This window comes from Cloacibacterium sp., assembly GCF_047601505.1.
Taxonomy (GTDB): domain Bacteria; phylum Bacteroidota; class Bacteroidia; order Flavobacteriales; family Weeksellaceae; genus Cloacibacterium.
This window is the reverse complement of record NZ_JASGJD010000001.1, coordinates 586,563-612,008: the sequence shown is the minus strand read 5'-3', so window position 1 is coordinate 612,008 and position 25,446 is coordinate 586,563. Positions and strand designations below refer to the sequence as shown.

The window sequence follows — 25,446 nt, the reverse complement described above, 5'->3', positions numbered from 1 at the left end:
GCGGCCCGTTAACTGCAATACTACATGAACTTTTATTGTGATAACAACTCTAAATGGAGAAGATTTATTCCTTCTAAGCCAAAAGGGATAAAATACCCATGTGTAATCTTAGAAAAAGATAATTGGAATGACTATGGACAGGAGACAACATTTAAAGCTGCAATATATGATAGAGAAAAAAATAGAGTATATGTAGGAGAATTGAAAATTTATCAAAGAGGAACAAAAAGCACAATATTAAAAGAAAAATTCTCTTCATTAGATGAAGAATATTGCTCACTATGGCAAGAGATTAATGCATATAAAATAATTAACGAACTAGATTTTGGTAAAGAATTATTAAATGCTCTAAATGATTTAAATTACAACGAAATTATTAGAAGTAATTATGGTGAACTAAGTGGTGTTGTAAATTCCTTACGTAGATTTAGTGATGCGGAAAAAGCATATTTAGAAGGTTACAAAATACTAAACAATGAATTAGATAAAAGTAATTTTTCATTTCATTATATTGAAAATGAGAAAAGCACCACCCCTTTTGGTCAATTTAGATTATTGTTTTCAAGAGAATTAGGAGGAATCTATAGGAACATAGGAATAATTGGTAGAAATGGTGTAGGAAAGACAACATTAATGGCTAATCTCGCTATTGTATTAAGTGGAGTAAAAAAATCTAATGCTAGACTTTCTCCTAGACCAGCATTTAGTAAAATTATCGCCATTTCGTATAGTACATTTGATGATTTCTATAGACCTAGCCTTTCTGAAAGAACATTTAGCTATTCTTATTGTGGTATACGTGGCAAAGATGACTTATTAAACCAATCTGAAATAAATAGTTTATTCGAAAAAAACTACAAAAAAATAATTAAAGAGGATAGAATAATATTTTGGAACAATTGTATTGATATATTATTTTTAAACCAAAGAAATAATTATTTCAACAATGCTGATATTATAAAGTCATTCAAGGAATTGAGTTCTGGGCAAAAAATAATGACTTTATCTTTCACACAAATCATAGCTAGTATAACAGAAAATTCATTGTTGCTTTTTGATGAACCTGAAAATCATCTCCATCCTAATGGACAAAATACATTATTTAAATGCTTAGATTATATTTTAACTGAGTTTGATTCATTCTCGATAATATCTACTCACTCTCCTATTTTTATACAAAACATTCCTAATCGTAACGTATTTAAAATTACATCAACTCATGGTATTCGTAATTTGTCAAATTTAAATATCGAAACATTTGGTCAGCATTTTTCTCGATTAACTGAAGAGATTTTTGGTTTTAGTGAGAACAATCTTTTTTATATAGAAAAAATAAAAAAAATAGTAAGCATAGATAAAAAAAATAGTGAAAATGATTCTGCCGACAATACAGATTTAATTAATGAACTATCAGAAATACAATCTCCTGGAGTAAGATTTAATTTAGAAAATATATTAAATGATAAATTTTAAACAAATTGTAAGAATCGAAACTGATGATTTAAATAATATTATAAATGAAAAAAACAAACCAATAAAAGATTACTTAAATCTTCTTAAATCAGCTATACTTAAATCTTATAATAATTTCTCAGAAATAGAGAATAATAAACGAATTAAAGTTTGTAATTATGATATTAACGAAAAAAAAAGTTTACTTTCTCTTTACAATTCTAAAACAGTATCAGCAAAAAAAGTAATTCAATCAATAATTGATAATCTAAATCCTAAACACGATTCTAGATGTCTTTATTGCGGAATTGGTGAATATGAAGAAATAGACCACTTTCTCCCTAAAGAACATTTTCCAGAATATTCAATACTTTTTAAAAATTTAATTCCAATATGTGGTAAATGTAATAAAATCAAGGGTCAAAAAATACCCGGAGAAAATGTTGATTATTTGCATTTAACTTATGATATTCTACCCTTGGAAGAATATTTGGAATTAGATATTAAACTAAAAAATAAGACTCCAATTCTAAACTATCGAGTTAAAAGTAACTTCAATGGGACACTAATTGATAATCATATAAGTGCATTGAAATTAACCAGCAGATATAATAAAAAAGGTATACAATATATTTTAAGAATTAAAGCTTTATACGAATCTTATGGAGAGAAATATGCTGAAGAAGAAATTGATAGAAATTATCTAGAGACTTCAACTTTCTATGGTAGTAATTTTTGGAAAAGTATTCTTATTAAAAAACTAAAAGAAATTGAATATGTAAAAAAGTACTGCAGTTAACATATTCTATCTATAAAAAAATAAAAATAAAAACAATTTCTTAGGATTTTCTTTTATTTTGATTTTTAAATTTTTCTTTCAAATCAATAATTTCACTTTCAATATTATTGAGTTCATTTTTATTTAGAGTTGAGAATAAATATAGAACATCAATTTCAAAAAAATTACAAATTTTAACAATATTTTCTAGTGTAGGATTGGTTTCTGCTCTTTCAATTCTTCCTATATGATTACTTGATAAATTAAGTTCATTTCCCAGTTGCAATTGTGACATTCCCTTTCTTAATCTATGCAATTGTAAAAGCTTTCCGATTTGATTTTTTAATTCCTCAAGTACCAATTTATTCATTTAGTAAATTTTGGACTTTCTAAAGTTTTTCAACAACACATATATGTTGTGTATTTATTTTTTTTGTTTATATTTGTAAAAATTACAGTGAATATGTAATTTTGCGATAGTACAAAAAAATATAGAAGCTATTGCTTAGATTCTCGACTGGAAAACTGGCACTTTTCAAAAAGCAACGAGTTGATAAGTAAACGTGCCCACGACCTCGGCGTGGGCTCGCTTATCGTTGCTTGGTATGCCAGTACCACCAGTCGGTAAGTTGAGTTCCACGCCTTTTCTATTGGGCAAAATGTAGTGAGTATGTGTGTTGAATGGTACAAAAGAATTCATCTTCATGATCGAAGCAGTTTCTTCCAGCTAAAACATACTGCTTATGAAAAGAACAGACTCTTTGCCTCGGATACTGAAAGATGCTCAGCTCTATGAACTGCTGAAAAAAGGCGACCCAAACTCTTTAGAACATATTTATTTGCGTTACAAAAGACTTCTTTTCTGGATAGGAAAACAAATAGTGGAGGATGATTTTGTGGTAGAAACGCTTGTTCAGGATGTTTTTCTCAAACTTTGGTTGCAACGTGATTCTATTGAAACACCGAATCATATTCTGGGGTTTTTAAGGTTTGTTTTAAAAAGAGATTGCCTCACTTATTACAGTTCTCCAAGAAATAAATTCACTCGCCTTATTAATTCCTTAGAACGTTACGAGAACTATCAGGATTATCTGGCTGGTTACGACCCTGCTCAAGACAAGGAACTTCTCCTCCTTCAGGAATCTGAACAGAAAAATTTAGATGAAGTGAAGAAAGTTTTAAATGTTTTGGATTCGAAAAGGAAACACCTCATAGAACTTTGCCTTGAATATGGCTTTCAGTACAAACCTATTGCAGAAGCTATGGGAAGTAGTGTAAAAGATATTAGCAATGAAGTGAACAGAGCCATCAATGACCTTCGGGACATTATTAAAGGAAGTTCTTTTGAACAACCTAAAATAAAAGTTTCTGAACATGAAAAGCAACCCAATAAACTCAGCAGTCGACAACTTGAGATTTTGAAAAGAAGGTTTGAGCATAAATCGTCTTTCTCGGTGATTGCTCAAGAGCTCAATTTATCTGAAAAGGATGTTCATCGGGAATTTCTATTTGCGTATCAATTTCTACAAAGTAAAAAAAAAACTTCTGAAACACTTCTTTGAAATGGAAAAATCTACAATTACTCTTACCCGAAGAATTCAGTTGCTCCTAGATGTTCCTTTTGATGAGAAAAAAGCGATGTGGGAAAAACTGTATCGCTATCAGAACCGATGTTATAGAGCAGCTAATTTTATTGTTTCTCATTTGTATGTTCAGGAAATGATGAAGGATTTCTTTTATTTTACAGAAGATATTCAATACAAGTTGGCAGACATCAATAAAGATGAAATGGGAATGTTTAACCGCTCGAAAACCAATACTACAGCACGAATGGTGTTTGATAAATTCAAAGGGGAAATCCCAACTGATATATTGGGAAGCTTGAATAATACGATTCAATCTGTTTTTTCAAAAGAAAAATCTGACTATTGGCGAGGTGTAAAATCTTTGAGGAACTTTAGAAAAGATATTCCTATTCCGCTTCCTGTTAAATGCATCAGCAAAATGAGATATGAAGAGGAAACGAAAGCATTTTGTTTTAATGCATTTGCTATTCCTGTAAAAACGTATTTGGGAAAAGACTTTACGGATAAGCGTTTGATTATGGAACGCCTTTTAAGAGATGAAATAAAACTTTGTACCTCACAAATCCAATTGAAAGACAAGAAAATCTATTGGCTTGCTGTATTTGAATTTGAAAAAGAGGAGCATCTTTTAAAACCTGAAATTATTGCTGAAGCTTCTTTGTCTCTGGAACATCCTATTGTAGCTAAAGCCAATAATGTGCGCATCAATATTGGCACAAAGGAGGAGTTTCTCTACCGAAGACTTGCTTTACAGGCTAGCCTGAAGAGGATTCAAAATGGTATTGCTTCTGCCCGTTCTGGAAAAGGAGCAAAACGCAAAAAAAAGGCTCTTTATAATAGAGAAAATATTGAAAGTAGGTATGTGAATCATCGGCTTCATTTGTACAGCAAACAACTTATTGATTTTTGTATTGAGCAACAAGCAGGCACACTTATTCTTAAAAATCAGGAGGACAAAATTGGGATTGCCAAAGAACAGAAATTTGTACTTCGCAATTGGAGCTATTATGAATTGCAAGCCAAAATAAAATACAAAGCTGAAAAAGCAGGTATTGAATTGATTATAGGATAGCAGCAAGCAGCATAAAGAGGGTGCTTGTACACCCGTAAGGTGAGGTCTTGAACGCTCACTAAATACTCTAGCAGTATATACAACGGCGTGGGTCTCTTTTTTTCTGAAATAGTGATTGAGAGAAGAGGAAAACAGACAAGAAGGATAAGATGTATTTTAAATCCCTAATTACTTTATCTGTGTAAGCTTAAAAATTAAATAACATTGCTTCTTTAGCAAACTAAGTAAAACGCAGTACAGTTTGTGAAAGTTATGTAACAAAACTCTTATTTCAATTGTCTTTAAAGAGACAATTAAAAAAATAAAAGATCAAATGTTACATATAGTCCGAATTAAAATTTCATATATTCTCCTCTTATTTCTATTATCAATTTTTAAAATTAATGCACAGAATTTAACCGAAAAACAATTTATTGAAGATTTAGAATTTCTAAAAACCGAATTACCTAAAAAACATAAAAATCTATTTGGGAAAATCTCTGAAAGAAAATTCAACCAAAAAATATTAGAAATTGAGAAAAAAAGGCAATCTCTGAATAATGAAACTTTTGAAATTGAATTATACAAATTGATTAAAAAAATTGGGGATGAACACACAAGAATAGAACCAAAATATAGAAACATTTTTCCAATTTATTTTGATTTTTTTAAAGAAGGTATTTTTGTTGTAAAAACAGATTCTATTCATTCTAAGCTAATGTATAAAAAACTTAATGGAATAGAAACTCACACAATTAAAAGTGTAATCAATGATTACAAAAGAATAATCAAAGATGATAATAAATCTTATTTTGAAATAAATTTTTTAAACTTCATCAATAATCCGAGCATATTAAAAGGCTTAAATATCACCAAATCAAATTCAGAAATCAAATTTATTTTAGACAACCAAGAATTTCCAATTTTAGCAACAAATAAAGAAAATTCTGCACTGACAAAAAACACTCAACTTTTAAGATTTAAACATAAGGATAATTATTGGTATGAACTGATTGAGAATAACAAAACAATGTATTTCAATTATCAAGATTGTGCAGAACAAGATGGAAAAACCTTCGAAATATTTAATAATGAATTATTCAATGCTATAGAGATTCAAAAACCCGAAAAACTTATAATTGATTTAAGAAATAATAGCGGTGGAAATTCAGCTATTCTAAAACCTTTTCTCGAAAATTTGAAAACAAACTATCTGAATAAAAAGGGTTCATTATACATTTTGATTGGTAAGAAAACATTTTCTTCCGCTTTAATGAATGCGATTGATTTGAAAAGAAATTACAACTCAATTCTTATTGGTGAACCAACAAGTGGAAATGTAAATCATTATGGAGAAACTAGAGGCTTTTATCTTCCAAATTCAAAAATAATTATTGGCTATTCAACCAAATATTGGGAAAATTGGAAAGGTTATTCTGGTTCACTCAAACCAGATATTCAAATAGATTATTCAATTGAAAATTTCAAAAATAATATTGATGAAGCAATTGAATACATAAAAGACAATTAGAATTTTAGTTTTTGCAACATGTATTGATTTTTTTCTTTTTAAGCGAGTATTACTTTTAATCTATTGATTTCCATTAGCTGTTAAAGTACAATTTATATTCAATACAAAAAAGCCCCTTTCATCATTTCCTGTTCTGCTCTTGTAATCCCAATTTCCGTTGCAATGTCTTTCCAATTGCGGACTGCATCTTGAATTTCAGCAATAATAGCATCCATTTCAGAATCGCTTAATCGAAAATAAATACCTACGCTTTTTGCTAATTCGAGATTCAGAGCATTATCATCCATATCAATATTTAAAGCCAATCCATCTTTCTCAACAGAAGGATTTAGGTCATAAGCAGGCGATAAAATCCAACCATTTTCTGTTAAAATAAAACCGTGATTCCGAAGATGGTCATCTGTATTTGAAATACAAATATTGAACACAATTCTTCGCCATAATTGATGAAGATTTTCGTTAATATTTACGCCATTATTCATTACAAATTCAGCTATATCGAGATAACTTGCGGTGTGAAATCGTAAATTTTCTTCACTGTTTCCCGTCATTGTCATTGCCGAAGCAAAGTGAATTCTATCATCGCCTTCTCTGTCGAACCTTTTAGTGAAAAAAGTATGGTGTTTTCCTGCTATTTTTTCTATTCTGCATTCGTTCATTTCAATGCCACTTTTCAAAGCTAATTGATATGCTAAAAATTCCCAAGCTCCTTTGTCAATCGTATCATTTTTTGAAGGAAATTTCGCAATCCACAAATCGCCTTTTTCATCTACAATATTGGCTTTGGGTCTTGCTCCTCCCAACGAAGATCCTGGAGCCATAAGAATCGCTAACCATTTTTTCACATCTATATTTTCGTCATCCTCCAAATTTTTCGCAGCGGCTTGAAGCTCTCGAATAGACGACCAAGGCGGTGTAGCATTTTCATGATCGTCATCAAGAAAAGAACCATCTAAAGACGTTTTAAACCTCAAAGCGCCCATTCTTGTTTTGTCAAAAACACCCAAAAGATAATCTATATCATAAAGAGTTTGTGGCTTCTCTCCAAATTCTCTTGCATGTTGTGCGGCTTTTCTTTTCATTAAAGTGCGCCCCCAAGTATCTGGCATACTGTCTAAAAAAACTCCAAAATTTTCTTTATTGTTTGGAAATTGTGCACCTGAAAAAAACTGAATATCTGGGTCAATCAAACGTTGAGATGCTGTTTTTATCCAATCTTTATCGTATTCAAAACCAAACGCTTTTTTCCCTTTTCCGTAATGTGCAGAAAGAATTCCCATCAATTTCGGGGCTGCCATTCCTTTCCAATCAGCGAAAACGTAAATATCAAATTTTCCTTGCTTCATAATAGTAGATGTTTATTTAAGTAATTCTAAATCCTGCAATTTTCTGCCAAACTCGTCATCAGCAGCTAATTTCAGAAAATCGTTTTGCAATCCCAGAACTCTTAAAACATTAAAATAAGCTCCCAAAGAAACACTTGCATCACCTTTTTCAATCAAATACAATGTGGAACGAGCAATTCCCGCTCTTTCAGAAACCTGAACAGCAGTGAGTTTTCTACGTTTTCTTGCGAGCTTAATATTTTCTCCCATTTGCCCTAATAGTTGATTGAATTTTGGGAGGATTACCTGTTGTTTCATTACAATAATGATTGTTATTTCGAACAAAAATACATGTTTTGATTGAAATAACAATCATAAAATATATTATTTTGATTCCCTACTCGCCTCATACCCATCTTTAAATCTCAAAAAATTCTTTGCTTCTTTCGGGTTTTTCTCTATCCATTTATTCATCAGCTCAGTATTATGTTGTAGTTGAAGGTAATCTTCATCTTTATAAATAGATTGACCATCTTTTTTAATTTCATCCAAAATCTCTTGACGGATTTCACTTTTTGATTTAATGCTCTCCACATACCATTGCTTGGTAAAAAAGATGTTTCCTGCTGTTATTATAACTGAAAGGAATAATGCTGCAATCATCCCATAAAAGATAGTTTTGATAAATTTTGAATTCTTTTCAAGTGCTTTATTTAGATTCAAATAATCTTCAGAGGGTATGATTTCAAGGGTTTTCGGTATCCTTTCTATAAATTCATTCCTTTCTTGGGCTTCTTTTTCTAAAGATTCTGATAATTTTAAAATTGTAGCGTTAAATCCCCTCATCGTAGATTCTGTTTCTCCTTTTATATTCAATAAATCTTCATACATAAATTCTGTTTTTATTCCTTGCTTGGTGTTTCTTTCATTGGTTTCAATGACTTTTTTTAATAGTTCTAAGCCATTGTTTTGATTGTGCTCTTGATTGTACTCTTGGTTTCCTTTTTGGTTTTTTTCTTGATTTTCCATCTTATCTAAATTTTCGTTTTTTCTTTTTTAATAGTTCGTCTTCTGGTGATGAAGTGTAGGTGGGCTTTAATAATTCTTTTGCTATATTTTCAAACTGTTTACTCACAGATGGCGAATTTCCCAGTTCCTCTTTATTGATTTGTTCTGTTGCTGTTGAGTTGAAAATGATTGTCCTTTCCTGATTTTCTTGAAGTTTCTGTTTGATGTCTTTAATTTTTAATGTATTGGTGATTTCAGAGAGTTTATATCCTGGTTTGTATTCTCTCTCGGTTTGATGGTTGATATCTTCGAACTTTACTATTCTCATTCCCGAGATTCCTACTTTTTCATTTTGTGAAAGTGTTACCCGATAACCTAGCTTTTTCATATTATTAATCAGTTCTTCAAAGTTTCTTGAAATTCTAAGGGAAGTTGTGAGTGCTTTCAACATTTGCTTTTTCTTTTCTTTGCCAATTTCAATATCGGTTTTCAGGTTCATTTCTTTGCAAACTTCACGAACGGCTTTCCCAAAGAGTTCTCCAATGTTGTGGGCTTTAATGGTATTCTCTCCGTGTATATTTACTCTATTGACAATAAAGTGGATGTGTCTCTGTTTGGTTGAGGAATGAATATCTAAAACCATTTGGTTGTTATCACTCACTCCAATTTTCTTCAAAGCTCTTAATGCCAATTGTGTGAGTTCTTCATTGGATAAAAGGTCTCCAATAGATTTTTCAGGAGAAATATATCCTGTCAATGCCCAGTTTTTTATATTTTTATTACGGTCTGCAACGGTTTTCATTTCTGTAAACTGTTGTTCTGGGTTCTGACTTAATAGATTGTTTTGATATACTCGTTCTGCTGTTCCTTTGTCATTGCCATTGTATTCGATGGCGATTTTGGTAATTCTTCTGGTGGTTGCGCTGTTATTCATTTTTGAATTTCAGTTATGTGGGTTTCTGCTTGTTTTGTTTTTCATACAGATATTGATAAATCAGTTGGGTGACATTTTCTATTTCATGGAGGATTTGTTTCTTGTTTTCAAATTCGGAAAACGCTCTATGTCTCAATAAATTTTTAATTCTGATAAAATGATTCCCATATTGAAGAAGGATTTCTTCGGTTTTAAATTCATTGATTTTTAATTCTTTTTCAGTAAGAATCATCCTTACATATTTTGATATTTTCAAATGATATTTTGAGGCTTGTTTTTCTATTTCTTCAAACTCTTTTTCGGTTAATCTTACGGAGATAACTTTTGAAAATTGTTGTGATGTTTTCTTTTTTAAACCGCCTTTTCTGCCGATTTCCTGAAAGTGTTTTTTTCTCTTTTCACCATCCTCTTTTTTTTCATTTTCTTCTAAGGCTTTCTTGATAAATTCTTCTAAAAAGTCTTTTTCCATATTGGTGTGCATTTAGTTTTTAATTGAATTTTAGTTTGTTTTTAATAAGGTTTTTCAAGACATTTCTGACGATAGGAAGAAATCAAAAATTCCAATTTTGCAATTAGCGGCTACGCTTATTGTAAACTTTGGGTACTTTTTGCACTAACTATCTGCCGAGTTTTCGTGTGTTTATTTTATTCAGGTCTTCATATTCTCTACCTGTATCTCTTTTACTCATTTCCCAACTCATTAAAAACTCGTTCAGGTCTTTGTGGTTTTTGTATAGAATCCGACAATCCTCTATGTTTTTCAATTCATTTTTCAGCATTTCAACAGCTCGGTTTCCAGCATTGTCGTTATCAAAATACAGTTCTACTTTTTGATAATTCTGAATTAAATTTTTGATTTTTGGAATCATCGAAACGGAGTTTAGGATGATGTAATCTGAAGGCTTTTTTTGCAAATCATCTTCTATATTTTTAAAGGAAAGGAAATCGAAAAAACCTTCGAAAATGCGAAGTGATTCTTCTCCATTTTTAATGGTGGAAATATCTTTTTTTCCTAAGCATATCTTAGAGTATTTATTCCGAATTTCGTAACCTCCAGAATCATTTTTGAAGCCTATCCCGAAATAGCTTTTATCGTTGATTTGGTAATGTATCTCTTTTAAGTATGTGGTTTGATTTTCTACTTTTCTACTTTTTAAATATTCCAATAGTGCTGGATGTTGAATGTCTTTGACTTCAATTATTGTATAATTATTTGCTAGAGCTTCTTGCTTCGGATTAGGATTACTTTGATGTTGAAAAGAAGAGAAATTTTGTTGTTCTGCCCAAACTAAGACATCTTTTATGGAAGCGTTTAAATATTTTTTCATAAAGTCAATATTGTTTCCGCCTATTCCTTCAGAATGGAGATACCAGACGTTGTTTCTTTTATTGAGTTTAAAAGAGGCTTGGGTTTCTGTGGAAAAAGGATTGAGATACCAAGCTTCTTTTTCATTTTGCTTTGTTGGATGGTGTCCGAGTGAAACGAGGACTTCTTCCAACTTTATAGAGTTGAATTGGTTGCAGTTCATAGTTGTAAAATATTATGGTTTATTTTTTGGAAATATTTTGATGAATTGATGAGAAAGATGTTTAAGTTGCTGTAATTTAAAAGATTACATTTTCATCAAAGTCTCATCATTTCATCAAACTTTAAAATTTATGTTCATCAGTCTTTCATCAAAAATGAAGGTTTTAAAATTTGATGAGGCTTTTGATGAATAGTAAGTTATTGATTTTCTTTTCATTATCAATTAATTCATCATTTCATCAAATTTTTGAAGAATAGAATCTCTTTTTATCGTGAAATAGCGACCAGTTTTATTATTTTGATAAAAATTTCCTGAAAAATCAATGTCATATTTGATATAAGCCAAAGAGTTATTTTGAGGTTCAAGTTTCCATATTTCTTTTAGAATTTTCCTCACATCATTGATTGTCCAATATTGATTTTTAAACATTCGGTTGAGCATATTCAAAATATCCTGAGGAATACATTGAAGTTCTTTTTCATCAGTGCATTCAAAAAACTCATACAAGAGTTCAATGATTTTTGATTCTAACTTGTTATTGTTTTTCCAAACTAATCTTTGTAAAGCTTTAGTTCTGATTTCTGAATGCGAAAACCACATTCTTGTTTTTTTGTGAGTTTGAAAAGGTCTTTGAATGAGATAGCTTAAGAAAAAGGGGATTTCTTTGATAAGGTTTCGAAGAAAATCAGTATTCTCATTTTTTATGGATTTTACTTTGATAATCCAGAATCTAGTTTCTTCTTCGTCAATTTGAATAAAATTGTCTTCATTGTTGGAGCAAAGGATAAATTTGCCAAAAAATTCAACTTCTTCTCGGTCTTTTCCTTTGGCTTCCATTTTGTCTTTGTCTGTTGTAGAAAGATATTTTAATCGTTCTGTGATTTCTTTTTTATCAAAAAATACTTCATCAATAGCAACGATGAGCATAGAAGTCCAATCAGAATTGAATTGACTACTGAAGGAATCACCTTTGATGTAAGTCATATTAAGTCCGAAAATAGATTTTAGCCATTTAATGAATGTAGATTTTCCTGTTGCTCTTTCTTTTGAAACCAAGCAAAGAATAGGTAAAACCTGAGTGGGAGATTGAAGCAAGATTTTTAGATAATCCAAACCTAGCTCTAGTTGTTCTCCGAAAATATGTTCTATAAACTGAATTGAAAATGGAATATTCTCTTTTAGAGCTTCAAGACTGATTTTTTCTTCGATAGGTTGATAGGGGATTTCATTGTAGATATTATAAAATCCTTCAATAATCTGACTGTAGTTCAAGTGGTCTGGAATACAACAAAACCCGTCGTATTTTGGGATTGTTGAGACGAATGTTTTTCCATAATCACTTACAATAGTTTCTTTGTTCCAACGAACCAATATAGAAATTTTATCACCAGAGATTAATGGTTTTTCAATGATTTTGAAATAGGAAATTCCTACTCGTAAATAGGGAGTTTTTTCGCTCATTTTAAGAATAGTTTTTTATACGAAATTATTAAACAATAGAAATTGTAATGCTCGAACAGAGCTTACATTCTTCGGTTTTTTCCGTATTCCAAAAGTTCCTTTTTAGAATAGTAGTATCGCCCATTAAAATTGTAATGAGGCAGATTCTTATTTTTCCGCCAGTCAATAATGGTCGGAACAGAAATGCGCAGAAATTTTGTGGCTTCGATTTGAGAAATTAAATCTTCAGGTTGTTCTTCTGCTTTTTTAACGGGTAATGTGAAGTCGGTTGCTTTTTTTAGAATAATTTCAACCGCTTTTTCCAAATCTGCTTTGGTGTGGGAATAAAGTTGTACTGACATTTGATTGTATTTTAAATTCAAATGCAATATTATTAACTTAATTATTGAAAATCAAACAGTTACAAATTATTCGAAAAGATCTAATTTAATCCAAATTCGTCCAAAATAATTTTTTTGCAATCCAGATTAATCTAAATTAATCCAGATTAACCTCTTCAATAAACCTTCTGATTTAACAAATTTTAACTAAAATATTCCTATTTTAATAAAGTTTAACGTTTTTTCACTTGATTCAAAAATAAAGAGTGTTGTTTTTTGATTAAAATACAAGAACTATCCATCGTCAATATTTTCAGGCATTCATAATGCTGTTGACTTTTTCTTTTACAATTTCAATCCTTTCATCAATAATCAATGGGTGTATATGTGTTTGCAAGAGTTCTTCTAAAAGACCTTTATCAATGATTTTTTGCAATTCAGATTTAATAAATTCTAAAATTCTCTCATCGCACTTTGCTATTTCATCTACAATGGTGATTCTGTTATCAATGATGTAGATAATGTCCTCAATATCGTGACTGGTTCTATAATCTTTTCCCCGACTATTGAATGCTTCAAACTTTGTTGCAAGAAAACAAGGTGCTGATAAGATGTAAATTTCCTGATCTTTTGCTTTCACTTTCCATAAGTCCTCAAAACCTATTTTATACCAGCGATTGGTTGAACCAAAGGCGTTGTCTTCGGCAGGAATTATATCTACAGGATATTTTTGGTATGTGTAACTGCAAATAGATGTTCCATAAGGGTCTGGATGAAAACCTAATTTTCCCAATTCCTCGATTGTTTTGAGAAATTCTCCTACATTTACGATATTAATTGTAAAATCAATGTCTTTCGTGGGACGTATTTCGTCGGCTGCTGGGTCATCTGTATAAAGACTGATAACAGCTCCACCGACGAACACTACTTGCTCCCTATATTGTTGTAAACCTTCTGCTACTTTCGCTACAACTCCTATATTTATGGTCTTATTATACAATTTTTAAATATTTTTTTAGGTATTCTACGGCTATTTCTTTTTCTCTTGTTCGCCCAACACGAATCGCATCTGTGATTGCAAGTAATTCATATAATTTTTCATCTTTCAATACTGCTTCTGGAACCGATGGATAAAGTGGTTCTATACTTTGACCTCTTGTATTTCCTTTTGCATAAGCCCAAACATACTTTTCATTACTTTGGATTTCATTATTGAGCGGTAAAGCACTATGAGCAGTTGGAATTCCTCTGACTATTGCTCCTGGCTTCTGAGGAAAAGCATATCTTATCCCATATTGTAGAAACTCGGCAAGAGCATATTTCATTACTACTTTTCCTTTTGGGTCTAATAATCCTGAATTTTTTGACCTTGCAACCGATTCGCTTATTTCAGCTTGGCTTATTCCTAAATCTGCCGCAACGGAAGATTGATTCCACGAATCATTATCGAGGCTAATAATTTTTAGTAACAAAACGATATCCTGTGGTTTCATATTTTGTTTTGAATTTTTCATATATTGCATATTGCGATATGCAATATTAATAAAAAAAATTGAATTACAAATTAGTGTTATTGCATATCGCAATATGCAATAACATTATCTCCATGCTTTATCCATTTGTTCGTCCGTAAAAGCTTCCGTCACTTTCATATATTTGTCCAACACTGCATCTTTTTTGATGTTTGCAATTTTCTTAATGGCTTTCGGTTCCATTCCTAAAAGTAGAGAATTGGTTATGAATGTTTTTCTAGCGGTGTGGCTTGTAATAAATTTACATTTTGGTTGTGTTAAAGATTTTTTCTTATTTCCAACAAACCAATGAATAGTAAATGATTGTGTGATTTCTGCCAATTCACAACATTCCTTTATGTATTCATTAAATTTTTGTGATGAAATTATAGGTAACGGTTCATAGATTGTCCCTTTGTATTTTCCCAAAATAGCTTTTGCATATTTATTGAGTTTAATTGCGTGGTTTTGGGTTTTCGTTTTCTGGATAGAAAGGACAATATGATCCTCGGAAATATTAGCTAGGTGCAGTTTTGACAAATCAGAAAATCTTAATCCTGTAAAACAACCCATACAATAGAAATCTCTTGCTTGAGAAAGTCTATCACTTTCAAATTGATAATTGTATAAGTTCATTAATTCTTCAAAAGTCAAAAAAACAATGTCAATATCATGTTCAGCAGCTTTGAATTTTTCAAATTCACGATTAGTGTTGTATCCTTTTTCTATCGCCCAATTCAGAAATGATTTTAAAACCTTATTTACTTTAGCAAAGTAGTTCTGTTTCATTTTTTTTACTTCATAGGAGTAATCTCTCAATGATTCAAAAAAATCATTATTTACTTCATCAAAAGAAAGCGAAATGTTTTTTTCTTTACAAAAGAGCTCTAAATAATTTTTTACTGTAATTTGACCTTTTATTGTATTTGGTGTTTTGGTTAATTTTCCTTTTTCAATGTATTCTTCAAAACATTTAAAAATTTCGTATTCAGTAGTAATAACTACCTTTTCTTCATAATCATATTTCTCAAGAAAAAGTTCCTTCGTTGGTTTTATTTTACTAGCCCTGAAAAAAAGTGAAATGTCTTGAATTTTAGATTCAATCTCCGAAAGTTTTTCATTAATAGAATCATATCCGTAATATTTTTCTTTTTTTGTATTGGCTTTTACTCTATTATTTTGCCAATCTTCTGGTTTGCAATTTAAGCCAGTATTACGCTTTATTACAGAACTGCCTATTCTAAACAATATTCTGATTGGCATTAAGCCATCTTGAGTTACTTTGTCCTTTCTTAATTCAAAAACATATTTTATCATAAATTCAAATTAGATTAAGTTAATAAAAGGGGGAACAAAAGGGGGAACATTTTTAAAATAAAAGCGAAAAAAACAAGGTAAATTTAATTATAACCGTTCCCCTCCAAATCCAAATATACTGAATATAAATGAGTTAAGAAGATTAAAAATAGGAAAAAAATTATGGTAGCCCCGTCTGGGGTACAAAAAACGCTGTTAATCATTTGATTTTCAGCGTTTTTTATTTTAAAGGGGGAACACCTTAATTCTTTACTATTTTATAGAACCATAATCTTATAATGGTACAGCAGTAACGTTTTCGATTTACATTTATTTCATTTATCTCTTTAAACAAAAAAAGCATCTTACGAAATTTTCATAAAATGCTTATTGGAAACTTTTCCCGGTATACTACGCAGAGCTTTTAGACTCTGCATAATGATACTCGGTTTTTCATCATTTGTGTTTTGTGGAACAAAGATACCAATACACAATTGTTATTTTATTATAAATGCGTTAGATATATATCGTTTGGGTTGTAGATATTTTTCTACAAAATGATTATTGGTCATTCTCTTTTATAAGTTCTATTAGCTCTACTATATTGTCTATTTCTAGTTTCTCGAAGATTCTTTTTTTAATTGTACTTACGGTGTTCTGCTTTATTTCTAATAGATTAGCGATTTCTAAATTGCCATTTCCAATTGCGTACATTTTTGCAATTTGCAATTCTCTTTCAGACAAAACCATTAATGGATTAATCAACTTTGGGTTCCTCATAGAATTCAACAATAAAGCTTGCGTAGTAGCCGAAATATATTCTCCTTCATGAAGCATTTTTAAAATAGCTTTCATTATTTCTTCTTCTTCGCTCATTTTACTTAAAAAACCGTTTGCACCAGCTTTTATGTATTTTAGAGCGTTAGAATCCTCGTCAATCCCTGTAAAAATAAGAATCTTGGTTTCTGGTGATATTTTTTTTATTTCGGCTAGAATTGAAATACTATTCCCATCAGGGAAATGCGCATCTATTATTGCTAAATCTATTTTGATTTGAGATATTTTTTCCAAAATTTGCTTCAAATTAGAAACTTGAAACGTTTCAAAACTCTCATCCAAATCATCCAAAAGAAACAAAACACCTTGCCTTATAAGACTATGATCGTCTGCAAGTAAAATTTTAAATGTCTGTTTTTCTATTTCACTCATTTTTTTAAATTTAAATTAATAGAAAAAGTTACCGTTGTACCTTTGTTTTCTTCGCTAGAAACAGATATTTCACCCGAGTAAAGCGCCACAATTTCTTTGCACAAACTTAAACCCAAGCCTGCACCCAAATTTTCTACATCTTCAGACAAAACACCTTGATAATATGGTTCGAATATTTTTTCTAAATCAGATTTAGAGATTCCAGTTCCGGTATCACTTATTTCTGTAACAAGAGAAACTACGCTTTTATTGATAGATTTTGCTCTAGTAACTACTTTTATTTCACCATTTTCGGTGAATTTATTCGCGTTACCCAAAATATTCATAAAAAGTTGATTAATCTTTGTATTATCCGAATTGACGACAATTTTTGTATCAATATTTTCCTCAACAATAAATGTATTATTTCTGGTTTCAATATAAGGCTCTATGGAAGTTAAGATAGATTTTATTTCGTTTTTTAGATTAAATTCAACAGGAATTAATTTATTTTCTACCTGCTGATTTTTTGTGTATTCTAAAATCTGATTTGCTTGAATGAGCAAAGTATTATTGGTGAAACTGATAGATTTAAGATATTCTCTAATATTTTTATCCTCCGTTTTTTTGTTAATTTTATTAATGAAAATTCCTATAATCTTTAACGGAGACCTCAGTTCATGGCTCAACATTCCTAAGATTCTGTTCTTAAAATTGAGATTTTCTTTAATTTGTTTATTGGCTTTACTTAATTTTCTTTCATAAATAAATGCAATTCTGGTTAATATCATTATTAATATAGAAACGATAAACATGAGAACCATCGAGCCAAAAAGCAAGTACATTCTTACTCTATTATTTCTTGAATTTTGTTTTTCGTATTCTTTTTCCAAATCCGCTTTAGAATCTTTGATGGCAACTCCATAAATGTTCATCAAACCATTGCTGTACAACAATAAATTACTGAACATTTCATAAAATTTTCCTTGATTATTTTGATTATTGGTAACATTAACTTGGATTTTTTTCACTTCTCCAGAATAATGATTGTTTACCACATTCATAATACTGTCAAATTCAGATTTTATATTGGCAGAATTGGGAGTTTTTCCCTGTTTTATGGTGATAACAGTATTCTCTTTACGAACGTTTTCTTTGCCCGAAATAGCATCTCCAATACGTCCAAAAAGTCCTTTTTTCTTAAGAGTATCCGAATACGTTTTGGTTTCTACATCAAATTTATCAAAATTATAATCCAAGTTATATTTTTTGAGTTTCGGAACACGGTTGTCTATTTTAAAATTAGATTTCGCCGAATATTGATAAGTAGAATCTATTAAAGATTTAAGTTTTTTTATTTCTAAAGAATCATTTTTCTGAGAAACAATTATATTTTTGAGTTTGGGATATTTGTTTTCATAATGGCTTATGTTTTCTAAATTTCCCCCAATTTTATTTAAAGACTCAAAATAAGATTTAAGATATTTGCTATCTTCTGTTGCTACATATTTTTTCAAAAACTCTTGAGCGGACAAGAGTTCTTTTCTAGAATTTTCTGTAAGATTTTCTAAAGAATGAATTTCTTTTAATTGATTTTCAATAAAAGATAGATTTTTTTTGGCAATAAATTCATTATAAAAAAATCCAGCTATTAATAATTGTATCAACAAAATACATACAATTAATGAATAATGGATATTCTTTCGTGATTTGAAATTTAGTAATTTCAAAAAGGTGTAACTTGCTTTCATCGTGTTGTTGTTAACAAGTAGATTTGCTCATCAACAAAGTATAGTTACTGAAAATTATTTAAGGTTTTCCCAAAAAGCAATCCTCTGAAAAAAGTAATCAAGACTATTATTTTGGTTATTTGTTTATATAAAGTGAGTAACTTATTCTTTATTATTAGAGACTTACCTATTTGTGTGTTTTTATCATTTGTTGTGGCAAAGATAAGAATATTTAATAATCAAATAAAAAGCAAAAAATAATAACCTCAATAACAAAAAATTGCTATTTTTTCACGAAAGAATAAAGGAAAGGAGCTTTATTGGCAGAACCATCAAAAAGTTTTTCGTGTCTGTCTAAAATATTAAGACTCAACATTTTTCTTTGGAAATTATTTCTTCTGAATTTTTCTCCTAAAATTGTTTCATAAAGATTTTGTAAATCTTTCATGGTGAATTTTTCTGGCAAAAGATTGCTTCCTACTAATTTATAATCGATAGTTTTTCTTAGATGTTCTAACCCCTTTTGTATAATTTCTTTGTGGTCAAAAGCCATTTCCGGAAGTTCATTTACGTCAAACCAAGCACAAGTCTCATTAAAAGCATCTGGAAAAGTATGAGAAAGTGTATAATCTATCAATGCATAATAGCCTATTGTTACAAATCTTTTGTAAATCCAATGCTCTTTACTTATGTCAATTCCTCTGTTTGCTAATAATTGTCTGTGCGGATTTTTTTCTTCCGTTCTATCTTTATGCCCGAATGCATAAAACTGCTCTAGATAAACATCTTCAAGATGCGTTCTTTCGTATAAAATTCTATAAGCAGCATCATCTAAATCTTCGTCTTCGAAAATAAAACCTCCGGGTATTGCCCAAAGATTTAATTCGTGATACTTCAAAAGCAGAACCTTCAAAGTATTATTATGAAAGCCAAAAATAGCACAATCTACAGACAAATGATTGATAAAATTATGAGTATCAATCAGCTCCTGCAGGGTCATCTTGTTTTTAGAATCGTCGAGTTTCATTAGTTTTTTATTTGATATAATCTGTTATTTTTTCTTTAATTGAGAAAAAAATGGAAAAAATAAGAATCAAAATTAATGGAATTGTTGCAAATAACAAGTAATAATTTCCTAATTTTTTTTGAAAAATATATGCGGTGCTCATAGAACCTATAGAACCGCCCAATGATGTAAACAAAATAATGAAGGAAACCATCTTCCCTACTCGTCTTTCAGAAAATCTAGACAAAAACTTAGAGTTCAGCATTGGATATAACGGTGCTGTAAATATTCCTACCAAAGGAAAAACAAACATTAGAATCTTAACTTTAATATCAGAATCTTGCCCTATCAAAAACGCCGAAGAGATAAGAACTATCGCAGAAATTAGACATACAAAAAATATTTTCATGGGAGCAAACTTCACTACAGCTTTACTCGCCAACAATCTTCCAAGAAAACAAAATAATGCCAAAAAAGCTGAAGATTGTAGCGCAAAAAAAGAATCTGCCTTCAAAGTATGTTTATAAAAAGTTGGCAACCAAGAGTTGAAAATTTGTTCGGTAAAAACGATTAAAGAGACCAATAAAAAGAATAAACCAGACCTATAATCGTACAAAACTCTAAAATCTATTTTCTCTGTATGCTCTATTTTTTTTGTATAAGATTCTTCTTTTTGGTCATTTTTATAAAACCAAAAAGCCGTCCAAGTAGAAATAATACCTACCAACCAAAAACCAAATTTCCAATAATCTTTGTAATCGCTATTCAAAATAAGAGCAAATTCAATATTTACAATAAAAACACCAAGCATAAAAGCGGCTTCTGTTCTGCTCATTGTTTTAGAAAACTCTTTTTCGGTATCTGAAATATTTTTGATAATAGTAAAAACACAGATTTTACCTATCGAAAATGAAATTCCTATTAAAATAAACCAGACTTTGAGAAACCAAAACTCACTTAAAAAAGGAACACTAAAACTACATATAGCACACACAATTAATGAAATACAAAGCGAACTAAAATAGCTTCTTTTCTTAATAAAATCTACCAAAAATACAGACACTAAAGCAATAGGAATATCTTTAAAAAACTCTAAAAGCCCTAGCCCTGTATAACTATATTGCTGATTTTGAGATAATTGAAGTATGATAACACTCATAGAATTAAGCAACATAGAAAACACTATGAAACTTAACATAAGATTTACATTTAAGTTTGCGATTTTTGATTTCATTAACAAAAAATTAAAACTAGGATACAATTTTAGTTAAAAAAAATATAATAAAAACTCATTATTTCGTACAAAAAAGACCGATTTAACACTGCCAAAAGTACCGCAAATAAACGGATTCTTAAAATAATTGATAAAATATTTTTTTGTTTGGGAAATTAATATAAATTTATTGTCTCAAAATGAGATAAAAAATAAATAATTATGAATATGAGTATTAAAAAAGGTTTAGGGCTAATAGCAGTCCTTTATTTTACCTCAAGTTTTCAAGCTCAAGTAAAAAGCGATTCAACCGCTGTAAAAGAGAAAAAAATTGATGAGGTAGTTTTAATCGGTTATGGTACTGTAAAAAAGAAAAATGCTACAAGTGCTATCGAAAATATTAAAGCGGATGCTTTTGAAGAAAGACCTATTTATAACGTAGGACAAGCTTTACAAGGTAATGCCGCTGGTGTAAGCGTTGTACAAAACTCTGGAAAACCAGGACAATCTCTAAATGTAAAAATTAGAGGAAACAACTCAATTTCATCAGGCGTTAATCCTTTGTATGTAGTAGATGGCATCCAAACTTTCGATATTAGCGGTATAAATACTGATGACATTGTTGACATGACTATTTTGAAAGATGCTACTTCAGCTGCCATATATGGTATTAATGGTTCTTCTGGGGTAGTTATTATTACAACAAAAAGAGCAAAAGCAAACAAACCACAACTTAATTTTAACGCATATTGGGGTGTTTCCAAAAAAGTAGACAATGTAGATGTGCTTAATCCTGATCAATACAAAGCTTTAATATCTGAAATTAATCCTGTATGGCTCAATACTATTAATGACCCTATGTACGCAGGAATTAATACTGATTGGGTAAAAAAAGTATACAGAACAGGTTTCGACCAGAACTATAATGTAAATTATTCCTTTGGTGATGAAAACGTTAAAGCATATACAGCTTTAGGATATCAAAATATTGGTGGTATCGTATCTCCTTCAGATTTTGGAAGACTTTCTGCCAAAATAAATTTAGATGCAAAAATTACCAATTGGCTAAAGGTAACATCTAACATGAATTACATTGATACCAAAACAAACAATACTTCTGACAACAACGCAGGGGCTCAAGGTGGAGTAATTTTATCTGCTTTAACAACTCCAACATTTATGCCAGCTTATGGTAGCGAAGTAAAAGTTAGACCAACAGATGCAAATGGAGACTACTTAGACGGATATAAAGATGGGCAATTCGCCTTAAATCCTTTTACAGGAGGATGGGAAAACCCTGTATCATTTATGAAAAGAGAGTCTGATAAAACACATAGTCAAAGATTTTTATCAAACTTAGGTATAGAAGTAAACCTTCTTAAAAATTTAATTTGGAAGTCTAGCGTTTCTTTAGACCACATTTCTTCAACAAATGAAAAATTTTTAGACCCATACCGTTCTGAATACGGAAGACAACAAAAAGGAAGCGGTTCTAAGAACTATTTAACTTACCAAGATTTCAATTTTGAAAACACATTAAACTATACATTAAAATCTGGAATTCACGATTTCGCAGTATTGGGAGGTTTTCAAATGCATGAACGTAAAAATGATGGGCAATATTATTGGGGAAGTCAGTTTGCAGATCCTTTCCAATCCTCATTTGTATATGATATAACAAATCCATCTCACGGAGAAATATATAGAAAAGAAATATTAAAAGAAGTTTCTTTCTTTGGAAGAGCAATATACACATTAGCTAATAAATATACCGTAATGGCAGTATTTCGTGAGAACGGAAGTTCTGCATTAGCTGACGGGAAAAAATGGGGATTCTTCCCTGGTATTTCCGCATCTTGGAATATTTCCAACGAAAACTTCCTAAAAGACAACTCTACAATATCCGATTTAAAAATTAGAGGAGGATGGGGTAAAACAGGAAATGCATCTGGAATACCTTTTTATGCTCACTATAATCTAGATAGACTTAATAGAGATGGAGGCGCTTGGTCTCCATATCAAACAGGAAGTGATGTTACTTGGGAAGTTACTACTGATACAAACTTTGGTATAGATTTAGGTTTTCTAAACAATAGAATTAAACTTACTGCAGATTTCTATAAAAGAAAGACTGACGATTTAATAATGCCACTTACAATTATTACAGGGCAACCAGACTATACTCAAAATGTCGGTTCGATGGAAAATAAAGGGATGGAATTTACATTGAATACAGTAAACATTAAAAATATAGATTTTTCTTGGAACACCAATTTCAATATTTCATTCAATAAAAGTAAAGTTCTTGAATTAAAATACAAACCTTTTATTGATGCTGCATCAATCCCAAGTGCCGGAAATTTAGTAAGATTTGCCGCAGGGCAACCAATTAGTTCTTTCTTCGGGTACAAGTATGGTGGAGTAGATTCCGCAACAGGGGAAATTATCTATAAAGACCTTGATGGAAACGGTGAATTTAATGCAGGTGACAGAACTTTCATTGGTGACCCTAATCCTGACTATACATTCGGATTTACCAACAATTTCACTTACAAAAACTGGTATATGGATGTATTAGTTACAGCATCACAAGGGAATGACATCTACAATGCTTCTCGTTTCGAATTAGAAATGATGGACGATCATAAAAATCAATCTACAAGAGTTTTAGACAGATGGATGAACCCTGGTGATATTACGAATGTACCAAAAGCAAATGCTACAAATGCTAAAATTTCTTCAGATAGATTTATTGAAGACGGTTCTTTTGTCAAACTAAAAAGCGTAACCTTGGGATATAATTTTATCAAGCCAATAAAGGGAATTAGCAAGCTTAATGTGTATGTAACTGGTCAAAATTTATATACTTGGACAAATTATTCGGGATTTGATCCAGAAGTAAATGCATTTGCTTCAACAAACGGAGTTCTCGGAATCGATTACGGAACTTATCCACAAGTGAGAACATTTGTTTTCGGGTTAAAAGCTAATTTTTAATTATTAAAATTTATCAATTATGAGACTTAACAAAACCATATATCATTTATTTTTAGGAGCGGGATTAGCGCTTAGTAGCGTTTCGTGTTCCGATTATCTAGATACAGAACCTATTACTGACAAAGCTGTTGAGGTAAGCGAAACCCCTTATACAAAAGCTTCAGATGCCGAAGACTTAATGAAAACCATATATTCTGGTCCTGGATTTGGGCATTCTAACTATTGGCAATTAGATTATTTTGCAAATGGAAGTATGCAAACAGACGAAGCATACGTGAGTGGAGACAATCAAAATAACAGGCAGCAAGCGGAATATAGAATTCTATCTACAAACGAAAATGTTAAAAGAAATTGGGAAGCAATATATCAAGTAATTAACGACTGTAACAAAGTTCTTAATTATGTTGACGGAATAAAAGACCCTGCATTAACAGATCAGCGTAAAGCTGAAATGAAAGCCGAAGCAGCTATTGTTAGAGCATTATACTACTTTCACGCAGTTCAATTATGGGGAGATATACCAATTGTAACCAAATCTGTTATAGCAGTTACTAGTGAAAATTTTGATGAAGTATATGCTCAAGTTTATCCAGAAAGAAAATCCAAAGAAGAAGTATATACTTTTATTATTTCTGATTTAGAAAATGCTATAGCAGATGCTCCTGCTTCTATTATCAGTAAATACAGAGCTACAAAAGGGGTTGCTCACGCTCTTCTAGCGAAAGTTTACGCAACAAAACCAAACCCAGATTATACTAAAGTGATTCAGCATATAGATCAATTATCAGGTGATTATAGCTTGTTAACAGATTATAACCAGCTATTCGACGGAAATCATAATGCAAACTCTGAATCTATATTAGAAATTAACGGAGATGCTAGTAACATTTGGTGGTGGGGAACAGGAATGTTTATAGGCGATGGCTGGCAACGTTTTAATTTACCTACTCATGACTTAGTAAATGCATTTGATTCTCAAAATGATAACATTAGAAAAACAAATTCTATCAAATTTGACATAGGGGTTAGTGACACATACTGGACTGATAAAAACAATTATCCTTTTGCCTACAAACAAAGAATACAAGATGGAACTCAACACATTTATATTTTAAGATATGCAGATATGATTTTATTGAAAGCAGAAGCTAAAGTAAATCTCAATTTATTTAGTGAGGCAGAAGCACTAATTAACCAAGTAAGAAGCCGTGTTAATCTTCCTAATGTAGCAACAATAACAAGCAAAGATGATGGTATAAACAAAATTTTAAAAGAACGTTTATTAGAACTTGCTTTTGAAGGACAACGTTGGTTTGACCTTAAACGTACAGGAAAAGCTTTAGAAGTTATTAAAGCAAGAACCGATGGAAAAGGAAATCAATTGAGCTATGTCAATAACCTTACTGAACAAAGATTATTATGGCCTATTCCTCAATCACAAATTGACAATAACCAAAATCTTACCCAAAATCCTGGTTATTAAAACTTTGAATTAATTTAATTTTAACCCAAAAATTGCTGCGCTAATAA

The 25,446-nt window shown here is 30.6% G+C and carries 23 protein-coding genes; 7 read left to right on the top strand and 16 right to left on the bottom strand.

Going from position 1 to position 25,446, the window contains the following annotated elements; all coding sequences use genetic code 11:
• The first annotated feature begins 24 nt into the window (after positions 1-24).
• Positions 25-1,473 carry an AAA family ATPase gene (locus QM746_RS02800; protein WP_414982825.1) on the top strand — a complete coding sequence of 483 codons (1,449 nt, stop codon included), beginning with the start codon at positions 25-27 and terminating at the stop codon, positions 1,471-1,473.
• Positions 1,460-2,251, top strand: coding sequence for an HNH endonuclease (locus QM746_RS02795; protein WP_414982824.1), 792 nt, complete (start codon positions 1,460-1,462; stop codon positions 2,249-2,251). Before QM746_RS02800 ends, QM746_RS02795 begins: the two co-directional genes overlap by 14 nt.
• Positions 2,252-2,291: 40 nt before the next feature.
• Here the strand turns inward: QM746_RS02795 and QM746_RS02790 are convergent, their stop codons facing one another.
• Positions 2,292-2,600, bottom strand: coding sequence for a helix-turn-helix domain-containing protein (locus tag QM746_RS02790; RefSeq protein ID WP_414982823.1), 309 nt, complete (start codon positions 2,598-2,600; stop codon positions 2,292-2,294).
• 373 nt (positions 2,601-2,973) lie between these two features.
• Between QM746_RS02790 and QM746_RS02785 the strand changes: the two genes are divergently transcribed.
• The 3 genes from QM746_RS02785 to QM746_RS02775 all read left to right on the top strand — a co-directional run bounded on the left by QM746_RS02785 (position 2,974) and on the right by QM746_RS02775 (position 6,398).
• Entirely contained in the window at positions 2,974-3,792 is an 819-nt protein-coding gene (locus QM746_RS02785; protein WP_414982822.1) for an RNA polymerase sigma factor, read from the top strand.
• 1 nt (position 3,793) lies between these two features.
• Complete coding sequence (locus QM746_RS02780) at positions 3,794-4,888, top strand: hypothetical protein (protein WP_414982821.1); 1,095 nt, start codon at positions 3,794-3,796, stop codon at positions 4,886-4,888.
• A gap of 313 nt (positions 4,889-5,201) precedes the next feature.
• Positions 5,202-6,398 carry a hypothetical protein gene (locus tag QM746_RS02775; protein WP_414982820.1) on the top strand — a complete coding sequence of 399 codons (1,197 nt, stop codon included), beginning with the start codon at positions 5,202-5,204 and terminating at the stop codon, positions 6,396-6,398.
• Positions 6,399-6,496: 98 nt separating this feature from the next.
• Here QM746_RS02775 and QM746_RS02770 read toward each other — a convergent pair whose 3' ends face one another.
• From QM746_RS02770 to QM746_RS02700, 15 genes are all read right to left on the bottom strand, one after another.
• Positions 6,497-7,744, bottom strand: coding sequence for a type II toxin-antitoxin system HipA family toxin (locus QM746_RS02770; protein ID WP_414982819.1), 1,248 nt, complete (start codon positions 7,742-7,744; stop codon positions 6,497-6,499).
• A 12-nt stretch (positions 7,745-7,756) separates the two neighbouring features.
• Positions 7,757-8,041, bottom strand: coding sequence for a helix-turn-helix domain-containing protein (locus QM746_RS02765; protein ID WP_058879002.1), 285 nt, complete (start codon positions 8,039-8,041; stop codon positions 7,757-7,759).
• 66 nt (positions 8,042-8,107) lie between these two features.
• Positions 8,108-8,752 (bottom strand): hypothetical protein, encoded by a 645-nt coding sequence (locus QM746_RS02760; protein ID WP_414982818.1) that lies wholly within the window; start codon positions 8,750-8,752, stop codon positions 8,108-8,110.
• A 1-nt stretch (position 8,753) separates the two neighbouring features.
• Positions 8,754-9,665 carry a relaxase/mobilization nuclease domain-containing protein gene (locus tag QM746_RS02755; RefSeq protein WP_414982817.1) on the bottom strand — a complete coding sequence of 304 codons (912 nt, stop codon included), beginning with the start codon at positions 9,663-9,665 and terminating at the stop codon, positions 8,754-8,756.
• A 13-nt stretch (positions 9,666-9,678) separates the two neighbouring features.
• Positions 9,679-10,146, bottom strand: coding sequence for a plasmid mobilization protein (locus tag QM746_RS02750; protein WP_414982816.1), 468 nt, complete (start codon positions 10,144-10,146; stop codon positions 9,679-9,681).
• Positions 10,147-10,282: 136 nt separating this feature from the next.
• Complete coding sequence (locus QM746_RS02745) at positions 10,283-11,194, bottom strand: toprim domain-containing protein (protein ID WP_414982815.1); 912 nt, start codon at positions 11,192-11,194, stop codon at positions 10,283-10,285.
• A 222-nt stretch (positions 11,195-11,416) separates the two neighbouring features.
• Positions 11,417-12,655: a primase-helicase family protein gene (locus QM746_RS02740; protein WP_414982814.1), complete on the bottom strand. Its 1,239-nt coding sequence runs from the start codon at positions 12,653-12,655 to the stop codon at positions 11,417-11,419.
• 62 nt (positions 12,656-12,717) lie between these two features.
• Positions 12,718-12,996, bottom strand: a complete 279-nt coding sequence (locus QM746_RS02735) for a helix-turn-helix domain-containing protein (protein ID WP_414982813.1) — start codon at positions 12,994-12,996, stop codon at positions 12,718-12,720.
• 292 nt (positions 12,997-13,288) lie between these two features.
• Positions 13,289-13,900: a nucleotidyl transferase AbiEii/AbiGii toxin family protein gene (locus QM746_RS02730; protein WP_414982812.1), complete on the bottom strand. Its 612-nt coding sequence runs from the start codon at positions 13,898-13,900 to the stop codon at positions 13,289-13,291.
• Positions 13,901-13,967: 67 nt separating this feature from the next.
• The gene (locus QM746_RS02725) at positions 13,968-14,468 is read right to left on the bottom strand and encodes a hypothetical protein (RefSeq protein ID WP_414982811.1); all 501 of its coding nucleotides are present in this window, start codon (positions 14,466-14,468) and stop codon (positions 13,968-13,970) included.
• A 105-nt stretch (positions 14,469-14,573) separates the two neighbouring features.
• Entirely contained in the window at positions 14,574-15,803 is a 1,230-nt protein-coding gene (locus QM746_RS02720; protein WP_414982810.1) for a site-specific integrase, read from the bottom strand.
• 540 nt (positions 15,804-16,343) lie between these two features.
• Positions 16,344-16,991, bottom strand: coding sequence for a response regulator transcription factor (locus QM746_RS02715; protein WP_414982809.1), 648 nt, complete (start codon positions 16,989-16,991; stop codon positions 16,344-16,346).
• Entirely contained in the window at positions 16,988-18,640 is a 1,653-nt protein-coding gene (locus QM746_RS02710; RefSeq protein WP_414982808.1) for a sensor histidine kinase, read from the bottom strand. Before QM746_RS02710 ends, QM746_RS02715 begins: the two co-directional genes overlap by 4 nt.
• Before the next feature lie 343 nt (positions 18,641-18,983).
• Positions 18,984-19,727, bottom strand: coding sequence for an NUDIX hydrolase (locus QM746_RS02705; protein ID WP_414982807.1), 744 nt, complete (start codon positions 19,725-19,727; stop codon positions 18,984-18,986).
• A gap of 7 nt (positions 19,728-19,734) precedes the next feature.
• The gene (locus QM746_RS02700; RefSeq protein ID WP_414982806.1) at positions 19,735-20,904 is read right to left on the bottom strand and encodes an MFS transporter; all 1,170 of its coding nucleotides are present in this window, start codon (positions 20,902-20,904) and stop codon (positions 19,735-19,737) included.
• A 243-nt stretch (positions 20,905-21,147) separates the two neighbouring features.
• Between QM746_RS02700 and QM746_RS02695 the strand changes: the two genes are divergently transcribed.
• Positions 21,148-23,916 (top strand): SusC/RagA family TonB-linked outer membrane protein, encoded by a 2,769-nt coding sequence (locus QM746_RS02695; protein ID WP_414982805.1) that lies wholly within the window; start codon positions 21,148-21,150, stop codon positions 23,914-23,916.
• A 19-nt stretch (positions 23,917-23,935) separates the two neighbouring features.
• A complete protein-coding gene (locus QM746_RS02690; protein WP_414982804.1) occupies positions 23,936-25,399 on the top strand; it encodes a RagB/SusD family nutrient uptake outer membrane protein in 1,464 nt (487 codons plus the stop codon).
• The last annotated feature ends 47 nt before the right edge of the window (positions 25,400-25,446 follow it).

Coding starts and splice junctions, on each gene's coding strand:
- QM746_RS02785 (WP_414982822.1), top strand. CDS start 2,974: ATGAAAAGAACAGACTCTTTGCCTCGGATACTGAAAGATGCTCAGCTC.
- QM746_RS02735 (WP_414982813.1), bottom strand. CDS start 12,996: ATGTCAGTACAACTTTATTCCCACACCAAAGCAGATTTGGAAAAAGCG.
- QM746_RS02760 (WP_414982818.1), bottom strand. CDS start 8,752: ATGGAAAATCAAGAAAAAAACCAAAAAGGAAACCAAGAGTACAATCAA.
- QM746_RS02790 (WP_414982823.1), bottom strand. CDS start 2,600: ATGAATAAATTGGTACTTGAGGAATTAAAAAATCAAATCGGAAAGCTT.
- QM746_RS02705 (WP_414982807.1), bottom strand. CDS start 19,727: ATGAAACTCGACGATTCTAAAAACAAGATGACCCTGCAGGAGCTGATT.
- QM746_RS02800 (WP_414982825.1), top strand. CDS start 25: ATGAACTTTTATTGTGATAACAACTCTAAATGGAGAAGATTTATTCCT.
- QM746_RS02770 (WP_414982819.1), bottom strand. CDS start 7,744: ATGAAGCAAGGAAAATTTGATATTTACGTTTTCGCTGATTGGAAAGGA.
- QM746_RS02780 (WP_414982821.1), top strand. CDS start 3,794: ATGGAAAAATCTACAATTACTCTTACCCGAAGAATTCAGTTGCTCCTA.
- QM746_RS02720 (WP_414982810.1), bottom strand. CDS start 15,803: ATGATAAAATATGTTTTTGAATTAAGAAAGGACAAAGTAACTCAAGAT.
- QM746_RS02765 (WP_058879002.1), bottom strand. CDS start 8,041: ATGAAACAACAGGTAATCCTCCCAAAATTCAATCAACTATTAGGGCAA.
- QM746_RS02700 (WP_414982806.1), bottom strand. CDS start 20,904: ATGTTAAGTTTCATAGTGTTTTCTATGTTGCTTAATTCTATGAGTGTT.
- QM746_RS02725 (WP_414982811.1), bottom strand. CDS start 14,468: ATGAAACCACAGGATATCGTTTTGTTACTAAAAATTATTAGCCTCGAT.
- QM746_RS02750 (WP_414982816.1), bottom strand. CDS start 10,146: ATGCACACCAATATGGAAAAAGACTTTTTAGAAGAATTTATCAAGAAA.
- QM746_RS02755 (WP_414982817.1), bottom strand. CDS start 9,665: ATGAATAACAGCGCAACCACCAGAAGAATTACCAAAATCGCCATCGAA.
- QM746_RS02795 (WP_414982824.1), top strand. CDS start 1,460: ATGATAAATTTTAAACAAATTGTAAGAATCGAAACTGATGATTTAAAT.
- QM746_RS02690 (WP_414982804.1), top strand. CDS start 23,936: ATGAGACTTAACAAAACCATATATCATTTATTTTTAGGAGCGGGATTA.
- QM746_RS02715 (WP_414982809.1), bottom strand. CDS start 16,991: ATGAGTGAAATAGAAAAACAGACATTTAAAATTTTACTTGCAGACGAT.
- QM746_RS02695 (WP_414982805.1), top strand. CDS start 21,148: ATGAGTATTAAAAAAGGTTTAGGGCTAATAGCAGTCCTTTATTTTACC.
- QM746_RS02775 (WP_414982820.1), top strand. CDS start 5,202: ATGTTACATATAGTCCGAATTAAAATTTCATATATTCTCCTCTTATTT.
- QM746_RS02745 (WP_414982815.1), bottom strand. CDS start 11,194: ATGAACTGCAACCAATTCAACTCTATAAAGTTGGAAGAAGTCCTCGTT.
- QM746_RS02740 (WP_414982814.1), bottom strand. CDS start 12,655: ATGAGCGAAAAAACTCCCTATTTACGAGTAGGAATTTCCTATTTCAAA.